Annotated in this window: 15 protein-coding genes; 5 read left to right on the top strand and 10 right to left on the bottom strand. The window is 36.3% G+C overall.

The genetic code is table 11. The features are described 5' to 3' along the window. Window positions 1–66: 66 nt before the first annotated feature. Together DN392_RS10710 and DN392_RS10705 are read right to left on the bottom strand one after the other, a co-directional pair. Window positions 67–945 (bottom strand): nucleotidyltransferase domain-containing protein, encoded by an 879-nt coding sequence (locus DN392_RS10710; RefSeq protein ID WP_081113697.1) that lies wholly within the window; start codon window positions 943–945, stop codon window positions 67–69. Continuing rightward, complete coding sequence (locus DN392_RS10705) at window positions 914–1,222, bottom strand: YuzD family protein (protein ID WP_000248591.1); 309 nt, start codon at window positions 1,220–1,222, stop codon at window positions 914–916. Before DN392_RS10705 ends, DN392_RS10710 begins: the two co-directional genes overlap by 32 nt. A gap of 206 nt (window positions 1,223–1,428) precedes the next feature. On the opposite strand from DN392_RS10705, the gene DN392_RS10700 reads away from it, so the two are divergent. Both DN392_RS10700 and DN392_RS10695 read left to right on the top strand, forming a co-directional pair. Further along, entirely contained in the window at window positions 1,429–1,665 is a 237-nt protein-coding gene (locus tag DN392_RS10700; protein WP_000431158.1) for a NifU family protein, read from the top strand. A 238-nt stretch (window positions 1,666–1,903) separates the two neighbouring features. Continuing rightward, complete coding sequence (locus tag DN392_RS10695) at window positions 1,904–2,119, top strand: hypothetical protein (RefSeq protein ID WP_001125487.1); 216 nt, start codon at window positions 1,904–1,906, stop codon at window positions 2,117–2,119. 60 nt (window positions 2,120–2,179) lie between these two features. Here the strand turns inward: DN392_RS10695 and yutH are convergent, their stop codons facing one another. Beyond that, window positions 2,180–3,181, bottom strand: coding sequence for a spore coat putative kinase YutH (yutH, locus tag DN392_RS10690; protein ID WP_000581274.1), 1,002 nt, complete (start codon window positions 3,179–3,181; stop codon window positions 2,180–2,182). 120 nt (window positions 3,182–3,301) lie between these two features. On the opposite strand from yutH, the gene DN392_RS10685 reads away from it, so the two are divergent. Beyond that, on the top strand, window positions 3,302–3,793 hold the full coding sequence (locus DN392_RS10685) for a phosphatidylglycerophosphatase A family protein (protein ID WP_000665100.1): 492 nt from the start codon (window positions 3,302–3,304) through the stop codon (window positions 3,791–3,793). 23 nt (window positions 3,794–3,816) lie between these two features. Here the strand turns inward: DN392_RS10685 and DN392_RS10680 are convergent, their stop codons facing one another. The 3 genes from DN392_RS10680 to DN392_RS10670 all read right to left on the bottom strand — a co-directional run bounded on the left by DN392_RS10680 (window position 3,817) and on the right by DN392_RS10670 (window position 8,142). Continuing rightward, window positions 3,817–4,296 (bottom strand): GNAT family N-acetyltransferase, encoded by a 480-nt coding sequence (locus tag DN392_RS10680; RefSeq protein WP_048566614.1) that lies wholly within the window; start codon window positions 4,294–4,296, stop codon window positions 3,817–3,819. A 500-nt stretch (window positions 4,297–4,796) separates the two neighbouring features. Beyond that, window positions 4,797–7,370 carry an FtsX-like permease family protein gene (locus tag DN392_RS10675; protein WP_142292450.1) on the bottom strand — a complete coding sequence of 858 codons (2,574 nt, stop codon included), beginning with the start codon at window positions 7,368–7,370 and terminating at the stop codon, window positions 4,797–4,799. Further along, entirely contained in the window at window positions 7,354–8,142 is a 789-nt protein-coding gene (locus tag DN392_RS10670) for an ABC transporter ATP-binding protein (protein ID WP_001021174.1), read from the bottom strand. Before DN392_RS10670 ends, DN392_RS10675 begins: the two co-directional genes overlap by 17 nt. Window positions 8,143–8,339: 197 nt before the next feature. Here DN392_RS10670 and DN392_RS10665 point away from each other — a divergent pair, with 197 nt between their 5' ends. Continuing rightward, a complete protein-coding gene (locus DN392_RS10665) occupies window positions 8,340–8,921 on the top strand; it encodes an NAD(P)H-dependent oxidoreductase (protein WP_000683428.1) in 582 nt (193 codons plus the stop codon). 34 nt (window positions 8,922–8,955) lie between these two features. On the opposite strand, the gene DN392_RS10660 is transcribed toward DN392_RS10665, so the two are convergent. The 4 genes from DN392_RS10660 to DN392_RS10645 form a co-directional block, all read right to left on the bottom strand. After that, on the bottom strand, window positions 8,956–9,486 hold the full coding sequence (locus tag DN392_RS10660; protein ID WP_088321314.1) for an iron ABC transporter substrate-binding protein: 531 nt from the start codon (window positions 9,484–9,486) through the stop codon (window positions 8,956–8,958). Window positions 9,487–9,602: 116 nt separating this feature from the next. After that, window positions 9,603–10,367: a TIGR01457 family HAD-type hydrolase gene (locus tag DN392_RS10655; protein WP_002109015.1), complete on the bottom strand. Its 765-nt coding sequence runs from the start codon at window positions 10,365–10,367 to the stop codon at window positions 9,603–9,605. 107 nt (window positions 10,368–10,474) lie between these two features. Continuing rightward, window positions 10,475–11,107, bottom strand: a complete 633-nt coding sequence (locus tag DN392_RS10650; protein WP_000503338.1) for a helix-turn-helix transcriptional regulator — start codon at window positions 11,105–11,107, stop codon at window positions 10,475–10,477. Between the two features lie 86 nt (window positions 11,108–11,193). After that, window positions 11,194–11,634: a DUF86 domain-containing protein gene (locus DN392_RS10645; protein WP_000274003.1), complete on the bottom strand. Its 441-nt coding sequence runs from the start codon at window positions 11,632–11,634 to the stop codon at window positions 11,194–11,196. 147 nt (window positions 11,635–11,781) lie between these two features. Here DN392_RS10645 and glpX point away from each other — a divergent pair, with 147 nt between their 5' ends. Next, window positions 11,782–12,753 carry a class II fructose-bisphosphatase gene (gene glpX / locus DN392_RS10640; protein ID WP_064057619.1) on the top strand — a complete coding sequence of 324 codons (972 nt, stop codon included), beginning with the start codon at window positions 11,782–11,784 and terminating at the stop codon, window positions 12,751–12,753. Window position 12,754 lies beyond the last annotated feature (1 nt).

Genomic DNA, 12,754 nt, shown 5'->3' with positions numbered 1-12,754 from the left:
AAACCATTATATACCAATTTTAATTAAAAAACAGACGATACAATCTACTGTATCGTCTGTTTTTCCCTACCATTTCTCTCTACATGTTTCAATTAAATGCAGTAAGTACTTCCTCGTCATATCTGCCCTTCTCCACCTTGAGAGCATTCGCTTTTCTTTTGGATTCTGCCGTATTCTCGCTACTTCTTTTAATAAAAGCTCCCATTCTTCCCCTGAACGCTCTAACAAGTATTGCAATCCACTATCTTTTGAAACGATTGTTTTATGATCTAGTGTATATAGAATACGGCCCATCGTAACGACAGCTGATTCTACCCACTCTTCTATGAAAAATAAATACAGCTGCTTCGCTTTTTCACTCCAGTACTGTTCTACGTTGTATTTCATCGTATTGACTACATCGTCCCACCCTATTTGAAACGGAAGATCTTCCGCTTCTTTCCCGGTAACTGTAATACCTTGATTTTTCAATGTCCACCATGTGACCGCATTAATATCCCAATGACCTATATTCGCTTTACCATCTGCACAATACACGTACTCATTCATTTCATCATTGTATTTCCCTAAATCAGCAAGCGGAATATACATACCGTCCATTCTTTTGCCTAACGTACTACCACTAAGTTTCTTATGTAATTCTACAAGTTGTTGTTTTTCAGCCTCATTCACGGAATCACTTATTACCGTAACAAAATCAACATCGCTCGTTTCTACATGAAATGCACCAAGTGCGATAGACCCGTAAATATATACCCCGACTATTTTTTCATCCAAAAAAATTTCTTTTAATTCTACTGTGTACCGCTCCATTAACTGTTGTACTTCTGTCGGTAACGCATGCTTCACTCCATTTTTCACATCTATCCCTCCAATAAAAAAAGCCTTTGCAAATTCGCAAAGGCTTCCTGCTTTATAAATATTTCTCGATTTCTTCGTAAACATCCTTCAAACGAGGATTTCCTTCTCCAACAACTTCTCCATTTACAAGAACGACTGGATAAAATAGATCTTCCTCCACTACGCGCTCTGCGAATGCTTTTTTATCTTCATCTTCTTGTTCTTCTTGAAAATCAATATACTCGAAATTAAATTTATTTTCTTGTCCTTCATATTTACGACCAATCGCCGCTTGTAACCACTCAAACGTTTCTGTTGAAGATGGCATTCCAACGCAGCTCGCACAAATTACTTTCGTCCCATATACTTGCACATTAACCATTTCTTCTCCCCCACTTCTTGTTTCAACAGTATATTCAGATGTCTTATTACATAAGCACATCATTTTACAAACTTATTCCATACCCCTATACTGAAAAAACACGTTGTAAACATGATAAAAAATTTCGGCAATAAAACAAGAACAGAAAAAATAGATTTTCCCCTCTATCTTGATTATAATAAAACTGATGAAAGGAGTCGATAAAAATGGAAAACCCACATATGGAAGAACAAGTACTAGAAGTATTAGATAAATTACGTCCATTCTTACTTCGCGATGGCGGAGACGTTGAGTTAGTAGACATTGAAGAAGGTATCGTAAAATTACGCCTTATGGGTGCATGCGGAAGCTGCCCAAGTTCTACAATTACACTAAAAGCTGGTATCGAACGCGCATTACTTGAAGAAGTACCAGGCGTTATTGAAGTAGAACAAGTATTTTAATCTAAAAGCGGAAGCGACTGTTCTAGCCGCTGGAGTTAGATATTAATCTAAAAGCGGAAGCGGCTCGTTCAAAGTCACTTGCTAAAAGGAGACCAAATTTGGTCTCCTTTTTTTATTCAAATATCACTCATGCGTTAACATCATAAAACAAAATTGGAAATCCTTCTCAAAAAGTGAGATAATTAATACTATAGAATCGTTCACACATATAAAAGTAAAAAACATAGGGGGACGACACATGCCAAAAATGGGGAACACTTTCTTAACAATTCAAGAACTAGAAAAGAAAAAAGAGTATTTATTAGACCTTTCATCCGTTATACCAACATGGAATGCGAGCTATCAATTTTTATTTAAAGAAATTCAGCAAGAATTATTGAGTAAAGTAAATGAAAAAATCGAAAAACATCAATTCATTTTAAATATATGTGCAGATCAACAGGTAGGGGCATAATGTATTACATACAATTGTGATATATAAAAAAGAGACCTCAATCGGTCTCTTTTTTATATTTTAAGATAGCCAATCTAATTTCCTAATCCCTAACTTATCGACTGGTAAACGAAGTGAGCCATAAAAGTGCTTCATAAATTGCTCAGAGCGGTTCACATCGTGTAAAATGGCTTCTAAGCGATCTCTATATATGCTTTTTTGTTCTTCGTTTCCAGTTTGGTAATATCTTTCGACTGTTTCAAAATAGTGAAGTGGGAACAGGAGCCTTGCAAATAATAGGCGCCAACCAAATGAGGATAGCGAATAATTTCGTTCGTAATCTGTAACAAATTGAACGATTGTTTGCTCCCAGTCTTTCTTTTTTTCTATCATCATATAGCGGATTAATTCTGCCATATCTCGAGTTGGGTGATCATACACCCAATCAAAAGGAAGTTTGAGACGCTTCGTTTGATGCCATAATAAAGGTGTGAATCGTTCTTGGCAAATTGTTGCTGCATCAGTCATTTGCGGCGTATCATCCATCTCTGTATCGACAACATACTGAATTGCATTTTCTGCAACTCCTAAGTAATACGGGAAGGATTCAATAAACAATTGATCGAATACGTCTGTAGGGTGGTTCATCACTTGTGATTGCCAAAACTTTTCTAATTGATCGAGCCTTTTTTCCCATAACGCTTTCCATTCGCCTATGCGGCTTAATTGCTCAATTTCTTCTGGAAAGAATGCACCTCGTTTATGGAATATAGAAAGCTCACTTCCTAATGATGTAGCATGTCGTTCTAACGCACGCATACCTTTTAATAAGCAGTAATTTTGTTCTTCTATCTCACTTACATAGTAGCCGTGTATAGTCGGAACGAAAGTCGCTACAGTTATATCCCCTTGCTGGTTCATATAATCACTGAGCTTTTTCATCTCTACAAGTACTTCTTCCTCCATTTCTCCAATTGGAACAAGTACATAAATTTTGTTGCGAATCCAAAAGCTTTTATAGGGGCCAAGGGGGATTAATTCTTTAACATGCATATGATAATGCTCATAAATATGATGAATCATCGCAGTCGCCACCTATGGTTTTTCTTTATATATATGAGCTTGTGCTCGCCTTTCATTCCTATGCACATGATAAAGCAACGAAACGTATACAAATACTAAAAAGAAAAAAAGGTGATAAACGTGAAAGAATCAAATCAACTACAAGAAAGAGCATTACAACTATTACAAGAACGTGGTGTAACAATTGACGATATTGCTGAGCTTGTTCATTTTCTTCAAAAAAAATATCATCCAAATTTAGAGATGTCAGAATGCCGTTATAACGTTGAGCGTGTATTATCAAAACGTGAAGTACAAAACGCACTAATTACTGGTATCGAACTCGATGTCCTTGCTGAAAAAGGAATGTTAAGTGAGCCGTTACAAGATATCGTAAAACGTGATGAAGGCTTATACGGAATTGATGAAGTGATCGCACTTTCTATCGTTAATGTATACGGCTCTATCGGTTTCACGAACTTTGGATATATCGATAAATTAAAACCTGGTATTTTAGAATTCTTAAATGATAAATCATCTGGAAAGGTGCATACATTCCTTGATGATATCGTTGGCGGGATCGCTGCCGCTGCTTCAAGCCGTTTAGCACACAGAGCTGAGCATTCGGAATAATAAAATATGAAAGACCGTCAGTTTCATACTGACGGTCTTTTGTATTCCATGAGCATAAATTCTCTTCCGCGACTCAAAAAAATAGGACCTTGCTGAAAACCTATGTTTTTATATAGCGTAATCGCTCTTGTATTAAACGTCGCTACACTAAGTCGAAACGTTTTCGGCCTAAATGCTTTAATAGCAAAAGCTATCCCAGCTTGAAAAAATATTTTCCCCAGGCCTTTCCCTGTTAACGCTGGCTTCATGCCAAGTCCGATATCAATTACATCTTCTCCACCATATAAATTTGCATCTCTTCCACCTGGCACTTGTGCATTTTCTCCAAAACAAAAATAGCCGATAAACTCCCCATTATCGTTACAACAGCCATAATACGTTCCATCTAATAATTCTTCTATTACTTCTTCCTCGCCTGAAAAACTATATAAATTATAAGGTTCCTCATACGTCCACGTATTTATCTCTTTTGCTTCTGCTACCGTTAACTTATGTATATCCATCCTTCTCTCCCCTAATCAAATATTCTATATATACTCATTCATTTTTCGTGCCTCATTTCCCTCCAATTGAAATATGCACAATTACATACGCACACCTATGAAACAAATGGTACAATTTATTTGAATCGCTGTTGCTACACTTCTTGATCAAAGAAAAGGCGTTAAAACGGATATTAGCGCCTTATCAAACTCAAGCAATTGGCACATTTTGTCATCATGAAAGACACTCAAAAGAGTGTCTTTTTTTTATACCTCACAAGGACTTACTCATTTCAACATATAAACACATAAAATAATGTAACTCTTTACACGCATGAATCCTTTTCTAAAAGTTGTGAAGTAGATTCAAAATAAAAAAGCACTCCAGCCAGAGTGCTTTTTACTTTCAAACAAGGAGGTTACATATATGGATAGTACTCTCGTATTTAATTTCGGCATTGGTATTGTCATCATTTTATTTGTTTTCTTTGTTCTTTGTATGAGTGGGGTATAGCAATCTTTTATGCTGATAACTCCTTTAAAGTATCACTTAATTTAAACTTTCTTAATTGTAAGGAAGCAATCAATGCTGCCCCTGCCCCAAGCATCAGACTAGCTAGAGCCAATATGAAGACTTGATTATACGGAATGATAATAACTGTTAGCTCAAGACTTGATAACACAATATAGCTAAACAAAATCCCACCAAAAATGCCAATACAACCAGCTATCGCTCCAAGTAAAGTTCCCTCTAATAAAACGATCCGTCTCATTTGCTTCGGAATAGCTCCTACCGCACGAATCATACTAATTTCAGCACGTCTTTCATGCAAGCTTGCGACTATCGCATTCATTAATCCTATACCAGAAATAATGAAAACAATTACAACTAACAAGCGAATTAACATCATCATTTGCGATAATAACTGCTCTTGTTCTTTCAATAAATCATAACTGTTTATAACTTCTACATTCTCTTTATTATTTGTAATTTCTTTTACTTGCTTCTTAATCGATTCAAATGATTGATTAGAATTTGTCATAATTTGAATCGCTTCATATCCTTGTACGTGGAACTTATCGCGAGCCCATTGTTCATTTACAAAAATATCTAACCCTCTTAACCTTAATCCTTGCTCAATAATCGAAACGACTTTAATCGTTTGTTTTTCTTTCCCTTTTCCTTGTACTTCAATCGTATCATGCAACTGAATCCCTAATGTTTTAGCAGTTCTCTTCGTAACGACTCCCTCACCATCTTTTAATGGCTTATTTAAATCTTGTCCTGTAATCACTTTCGCTTTTGTTACTTTTTGATAAGCAACAATATCATTCCCCACAACCTCTATCACATCATATTCAAAATCATCTTTCCTCACATTTTCATACCACTCTTGATCCGCTTTTTTAAAATCATAATTTATAAGCTTCGCTGTAAAGTCAGTAACATTTGCTACGCTCTCTTCTACACCATCAATTTTTTTAATCTTCTCCATCCAACTAAATGGTAATACTTCAGTACTTTGCGATTCTATTGGAATTCTTATTACTAAATCAGCTGGTAAATGTTTTTGTAACCCATCTTTCATGCCTTCGTAAATAGAGTTTATATACATCGTTCCAACAAGTGCTAACATAAAACCGAATGCTAGTATAGCAACCGACACAGCTGCCTTATTCCGATAACGAATTACATTCCGGCTACTAATCGTCGTTTCAATTCGTAATATCATTTGAAACGGTTTTGCAATCACTGGTGCTATCATACGAATAAAGAACGGAATCGCAAATAACAAACCGACTGCAAATAACAGCGCTCCTATCGCACTTGGATTAAAACCGATATACTGCTCTAATACGTTACCTGCTAGTCCAATAACAGTACCAATGATTAAAACGCTAAGGCTAAAAGCACTCCATCTCTTTTCTTTTTTCTCATTACTAGGAAGACCTGGGCGAAGTGCTTGAACTGGTGGAATCTTTCTAACCATGAAAGCTGGTATAATGGCCCCTATGATAGACATAACAATGCCTAGTAAAAACGTAATGATTAAAATCTCACCTGAAATTGAGAATGATGCTTTACCTGCCCCCTCAATATTCACCCATTTGTTAATGAATGATGCTGCAATTGTTTGCGTACCTGCCCCAAGAATAACCCCTGCTAGCGATCCGATTGCCCCGATGCATAAAGCCTCTAATAAAACGACTAATATAATTTGATTTGGGTTACTACCGAGTGCACGTAATAATGCCCACTGCTTAAATCGACTTCTAACAGATAAGAAGAAACTTCCCATTATTAAAAGAGCTACAACAAATAAAGCAATACCACCTAAACTAAAAATTAACGGCTTCATTACATTTAGTCGTTCAAACGCCTTATCAACATAAGTACGTTGATCCACCTTTATATTTTCTATCTTCTTATTTACATCAAGAGCAATTGCTCTTTTCACATTTACATCGGGGGTTTTTACTTGAACGAGGTTGAATTTATTTGATAGATTTAATTCTTTTTGAAGCCAATGGATTGGAAAATAAGCACTATGCCCCATTGCTGCCATTAGCGGTGGATTTAAAATCCCGACGACTTTCACATTCTTTTCTCCATGCTGCGGGAATGGCAACTTAATCGTATCTCCTAACCGTATATTTTCACGGTCTGTATATCCTTTTGTCAGCGCTACTTCAGCACCTTCTTTCGGATATCGACCTTCTAATATTTTATAAGAATGCATTTCTGGAGAATCTTGCTCAACACCCCAATAGGACGGTTTTCCCGATAACTCTTTATAATGTGGAAAAGGATATGGTATAAGTACTTTTGATATTTTCTCAACATTTTCTAAGCCATCTATTCCTTTTAAACTTTCATTATTTAAATACATATCATTTTTTATATAGCCAAATTGTAAATTATAATCTCCATACCGGCTTACTACTTGTTCTTTTACACTTTTCTCTACCGATTGATTGCCTAGTAATAACATCGTCGCTAACATAACACCTAAAGCTGCACCGAGGGCAATCAACATATTTCGCAACCAATTTTGTTTCATCGATTTTATCGCATACTTAATTACCCATCGCATCACCTTTACCTCCTACTTTAAAGTGGCGATTCATAATCTCTTGAATGTGGGTAACTTGTTGCGGGATATTTCGAAATTTCCATCCTTTACTTTCAGCATGTTCATGAATTACTTCACCATCTAATAAGAAAACAACTTTATCCGCATGGGCCGCTACGAACGGGTCGTGCGTTACAATGACAGCTGTTTGTCCTAACTCATCACACGCATTGCGCAGTGCCGCGATTATATTTTTGCTATTTTCTGAATCCAATGCCCCTGTTGGCTCATCAGCTAATATAATAGCCGGCTCATTTGCAAAAGCTCTTGCGATCGCAACCCTTTGCTGTTGCCCGCCTGATAACTGCGCTGGTAAATGTTTTTCTTTTCCTTTTAACCCGACGAGATTTAATAAACGAGTTGCTGTCACCGTTGCCTTCTTTTGCGATACATTATCCAACAGTAACGGTAATCCTACATTTTCCTCTGCACTAAACACCGGAATCAAATTAAACTGTTGAAAAATAAAACCGATTTTATGTCTTCTAAATAAAGCGAGCTCTTTTTCTTTTAACGTTGAAATCTCTGTACCGTCAACTCGAATACTACCTACCGATGGAATATCTAATCCACCTAATAGCTGCAATAAAGTTGTTTTCCCTGAACCACTTGCCCCCATAATACAAACGAAATCTCCTTTTTGAATTTGAAGATTAATACCTTTTAATATCTTTACTTTACTATCCCCAATATCAAACGATTTTTCTAACCTTTCAATTTCAATAATATTCATCCCCATATCCCCTTCTCTCTCTATTTACCAATCTATATATTCTATTCAAAAATACAAAATCCCTACTATTTTGTATTTTTTTGTCACACACTAATATTTCTCATGTCAGAAAAATTGACTCTCATAAAAAAAGTAACCATAATAGTTACACGAATACATAAAAACTATTCACATATCCACAAATAGGAGGAAGAACAATGAAACATGTAATCGTTTATGCACACCCAAATACAGAAAGCTTCAACCACGCAATTTTAGAAACGGTAAAAAGTGAATTAGAAGAAAAAGGTCATGAAGTACGCGTTCGCGATCTATACGAGTTAAACTTCAATCCAGTATTAGGCGCTTCCGATTTCATCTCATTTTCTCAAGGAAACACACCAGAAGATATTAAAGAAGAGCAAGAGCATATCTCTTGGGCGGATAGCATTACATTTATTTATCCAGTTTGGTGGGCGGGACTTCCTGCTATTTTAAAAGGATATGTTGACCGTGTATTTAGCCACGGCTTCGCTTATGCTTACGGTGAAAATGGCATTGAAAAACTATTAAGCGATAAAAAAGGCTTATTATTATCTACAATGGGAAATACGAAAGAAGCATACACAGCAGGCGGTATGTTTGATGCAATGAAGAAAACAGCTGATGTTGGTATTTTTGAATTTACAGGCATTGAAACAATTGAGCATACATTCTATACGAGTGTCCCTTCTGTGGATGATAATGTGCGTAAACAATATCTTGAAGAGGTTAAAGATGTTGTGAATCGTGCATTTTAATAAAAAAACTCCGGTTTTCACAACCGGAGTTTTTTTATTTCATCATCAATTTCGGAATATATCTTCGAAGAATGTTTTCTAATTCATTCATATCTTCCTGTCTAATAAGTAAATTCACATTGTCATTCATTTTTTCTCGCCCGCGATATAAAAATATATTTTCTTTTGGATTTTCCCATGTTGATGTTTTATAGCCTTTTAATTCTTCATATGAATAAAAGTTTAATCCGTCTACTACACCTTTTTCATATATTTGTACACTTTTAATAAGATGGATAGCTATTAAAGTCATAAAACAACTTGCTACAACATAACTACCCGACTGAATAAGAAACTTTTCAGCTGTATCAATATCGCCACTTACGTACTGAGCATATATATACATACATTGTCCAATGAAATATGCTGGTCCAAGTAACGCAATCCACCGTCTCTTCACTCGAGGATACATTGCAATGAGTTTTCCCGCGCTTTTTTTCATTTCATTTATTTTATATATTTTCCATAGAACAAAGAACAAAACACATAATGTAAAAACAAACATAATACATGGCATCCAGTACACTCTGATTCCCTCCTCTTAATATCACTACATATGAATTTTACATTTTATATAACAACAGCACATATGCAATTATGCATAAAAAAAACAGGTAACCTCTTCCGGCTACCTGTTTTTCATTACATCTTCTCAATCCACTCCGTCAAGTTATGCACAACTTGCGTTGGTTGAACTTCGTATTCTGTTAACTTCTCCACAGTTGTGACTCCAGTGTGGACAAGAAGCGTATGCATGCCAGCATTTACTCCTGCTAAAATGTCTGTATCGTAGTTATCCCCAACCATTAAGGCTTCATTCTTTTCTATGCCAAGCACTTTCAAAGCTTGTTCCATAATGATTGATTCTGGTTTTCCGATAAAGATTGGATCCACACCTGTTGATACTGCTACAACTGATGTTAATGAACCATTACCTGGTAATAATCCACGCTCAGTCGGAATGGCAATGTCTCCATTTGTAGAAATAAACGTTGCGCCGTTACGCACAGCAAGACAAGCTTTTGCTAATTTTTCATATGTGATGTCACGATCTAAACCAACAACAACAAAATCAGGATTTTCATCCACAAGTTCAAATCCTTTTTCCACAAGCGCATCATGTAAGCCTTCTTCACCAATCATATATACAGTCGCATCTTGTTTACGTTCATAAATGAAATTCGCTGTAGCCATACTCGTTGTGAATACTTGCTCTGCTTCCGCTGGAATATCGAAACGAACAAGTTTTTCTGCCACTTGTTCTGGTTTACGAGTTGAGTTATTCGTAACGAATAAATAAGGAATACCGCGCTCTCCTAACGCTTTTACGAAGTCGCTCGCTTCTTCAATTTGTTCTTCTCCGCGATACATCGTACCGTCTAAGTCAATTAAGTAACCTTTATACATCATTATGTCTCTCCTTCTATGCTAACGTTCTCACCTATCATACCACTCTTATATTACCCGCTTTTCAAAAAGAAAAAAACGCTTTACCTTAAAGCGCCCCATAACGTTCATTTTTTCTCTTTTACTTGGTAAGAACAACTACAATCGCCCTCACACATGTTTGCTAACGTCTTTACATCTGCTCCTGCAAATAAACGATTATACATCTCTTTTTCATCTTCGCATACTTGCGGGAATCTCTCTGCAATTTCTTTTAACGGACAGTTTTGTTTTTCAATTACGAAAGAGTTCTCTCCATCTCTCTTTATTTGAACCATATAACCATTTTTCTCTTGCATAGCTGCTATCTCTTGCACTTTATATGCTAAATTCTTTTGATTACTCACTCGCTTTTGCAACTGTTCTTCCATTCGCTTCGTTCTCTCTGTTAAAACGTAACGAAGTATTTTTTCATCACCCATTCGAGCTAAATCTTCTAGCATATCAATCGCAAATTGCTTATACTCCTTCGGGAATGTATCTTCTCCCTTTTCACTTAATCCATATAAATAAGTTGGTCTTCCGACATGTTGTCTTACCATCTTAGAATAAATGAAACCATCTTTCTCAAGATTACTTAAATGTCTTCGGATCGCCATTTCTGTAATCTCTAAAACGTCAGCTAGTTCCGCTACTGTGTGCTCTCCCTTAACTTTCAACAATTGTACAATTTCATCTTTCGTCGTACGTGCTTCCCCCATGCTTAACCCTTCTCCCTTTTCCCTTTACTTTCTCACATACAATATAAGATCCCCAAAAGGCAGTCCCGGGGATCTTATAAGCATAATTATTCTGGTACAAATGCAGATACAGGTCCTAATTCCTTCTCTAAATAACTGCGAATATTTGCTGGGTATTTCTCTACCACTGCAATATGTTTTTGAATCGTCTTATATAATTCATCATGATTCATTTGAATATAATCTTGCGTAAGCATTTTTCGAAGAAGGATAATTTCTTTCATTCCTTGTCCTTCTTCTGCACTTATCACTCGCTCGTCCATCAAAATATCGATAATATCTTCATAACTTCCTGGATCGCGCATAATAAATCCATCAATCATCGCATTCCCTACATCTAATACACAATCAATAATGAGATGAGCTATGCGTTCTAATGCGTAAAATTCAAACTCGGTTTCATATATCTTTTTCTCTTGAAATGTACTTGTTGCTCGTTCTAAACATACTAGCATTTGTTCTATTTTCTTTCTGTCTACAAAATACATGAATGTCACCTACCTGGAAATTAAAGCATTTACATTTTAATTGTAACGCTTTCTTCTGAAAAAATCGACAATTTTTCGAATTCACCTTTTCTCCGTTATTTGTTATAGTTATATTTGTATGATTTTTGAAATTGGAGGAATGGAATCTTGGAACGTGAACTCGCACTAGAAATTGTCCGTGTAACAGAAGCAGCAGCATTAGCATCCGCACAGTGGATGGGCCGCGGAAAGAAAAACGAAGCAGATGATGCAGCAACTACAGCAATGCGTGATATGTTTGATTCGGTAAACATGGCAGGTACAGTTGTAATTGGTGAAGGAGAACTTGATGAAGCACCGATGTTGTATATTGGTGAAGAACTAGGAACAGGTAACGGTCCAGAAGTAGACATCGCCGTTGATCCATTAGAAGGTACAAACATCGTTGCAAAAGGTCTTGCAAATGCAATGGCAGTTATCGCAATCGCAGATAAAGGTAACCTTCTTCATGCTCCTGATATGTACATGGAAAAAATCGCGGTTGGTCCAAAAGCAGCTGGTAAAATTAGCTTAGATGATCCAATTGAAAAAACAATTGAAATTGTAGCAGAAGCTAACAATAAAAAGATTCGTGATCTAACAGTTATCGTTCAAGAACGTGAACGTCATCAAGATATTATTGACCGTGTTCGTGCAAAAGGTGCACGCGTAAAATTATTTGGTGATGGTGATGTTGGTGCGTCAATCGCAACAGCACTACCTGGAACGGGTATTGATTTATTCGTTGGTATTGGCGGAGCTCCAGAAGGTGTTATTTCTGCAGCAGCATTAAAATGCCTTGAAGGTGAAATGCAAGCTCGCTTAGTTCCAATGAACGAAGAAGAAGAAGCTCGTTGTCGTGAAATGGGATTAGAAGATCCTCGTCAACTTCTTATGTTAGATGACTTAGTATCTGGGGATGATGCAATCTTCTCAGCAACTGGTGTATCTGCTGGTGAGTTATTAGACGGTGTTAAATTCCTTGGCGGAGATTTAGCTGAAACATATTCTATCGTTATGCGTTACAAAACAAGAACGGTACGATTCATTAAAACGCATCACCATTTAGATTATAAACCACACTTAAACTTAGATATTTAAT

Origin of the sequence: Bacillus sp. BB51/4, assembly GCF_008368845.1 — a bacterium.
Classification (GTDB): Bacteria; Bacillota; Bacilli; order Bacillales; family Bacillaceae_G; genus Bacillus_A; species Bacillus_A wiedmannii.
The sequence above is the reverse complement of the archived record's forward strand: the minus strand, read 5'-3'. Positions and strand labels throughout refer to the sequence as shown.

Coding starts and splice junctions, on each gene's coding strand:
- DN392_RS10665 (WP_000683428.1), top strand. CDS start 8,340: ATGAAACATGTAATCGTTTATGCACACCCAAATACAGAAAGCTTCAAC.
- DN392_RS10655 (WP_002109015.1), bottom strand. CDS start 10,367: ATGTATAAAGGTTACTTAATTGACTTAGACGGTACGATGTATCGCGGA.
- yutH (WP_000581274.1), bottom strand. CDS start 3,181: ATGATTCATCATATTTATGAGCATTATCATATGCATGTTAAAGAATTA.
- DN392_RS10645 (WP_000274003.1), bottom strand. CDS start 11,634: ATGTATTTTGTAGACAGAAAGAAAATAGAACAAATGCTAGTATGTTTA.
- DN392_RS10710 (WP_081113697.1), bottom strand. CDS start 945: ATGTTTACGAAGAAATCGAGAAATATTTATAAAGCAGGAAGCCTTTGC.
- DN392_RS10650 (WP_000503338.1), bottom strand. CDS start 11,107: ATGGGGGAAGCACGTACGACGAAAGATGAAATTGTACAATTGTTGAAA.
- DN392_RS10705 (WP_000248591.1), bottom strand. CDS start 1,222: ATGGTTAATGTGCAAGTATATGGGACGAAAGTAATTTGTGCGAGCTGC.
- DN392_RS10670 (WP_001021174.1), bottom strand. CDS start 8,142: ATGAATATTATTGAAATTGAAAGGTTAGAAAAATCGTTTGATATTGGG.
- DN392_RS10680 (WP_048566614.1), bottom strand. CDS start 4,296: ATGGATATACATAAGTTAACGGTAGCAGAAGCAAAAGAGATAAATACG.
- DN392_RS10695 (WP_001125487.1), top strand. CDS start 1,904: ATGCCAAAAATGGGGAACACTTTCTTAACAATTCAAGAACTAGAAAAG.
- DN392_RS10675 (WP_142292450.1), bottom strand. CDS start 7,370: ATGCGATGGGTAATTAAGTATGCGATAAAATCGATGAAACAAAATTGG.
- DN392_RS10700 (WP_000431158.1), top strand. CDS start 1,429: ATGGAAAACCCACATATGGAAGAACAAGTACTAGAAGTATTAGATAAA.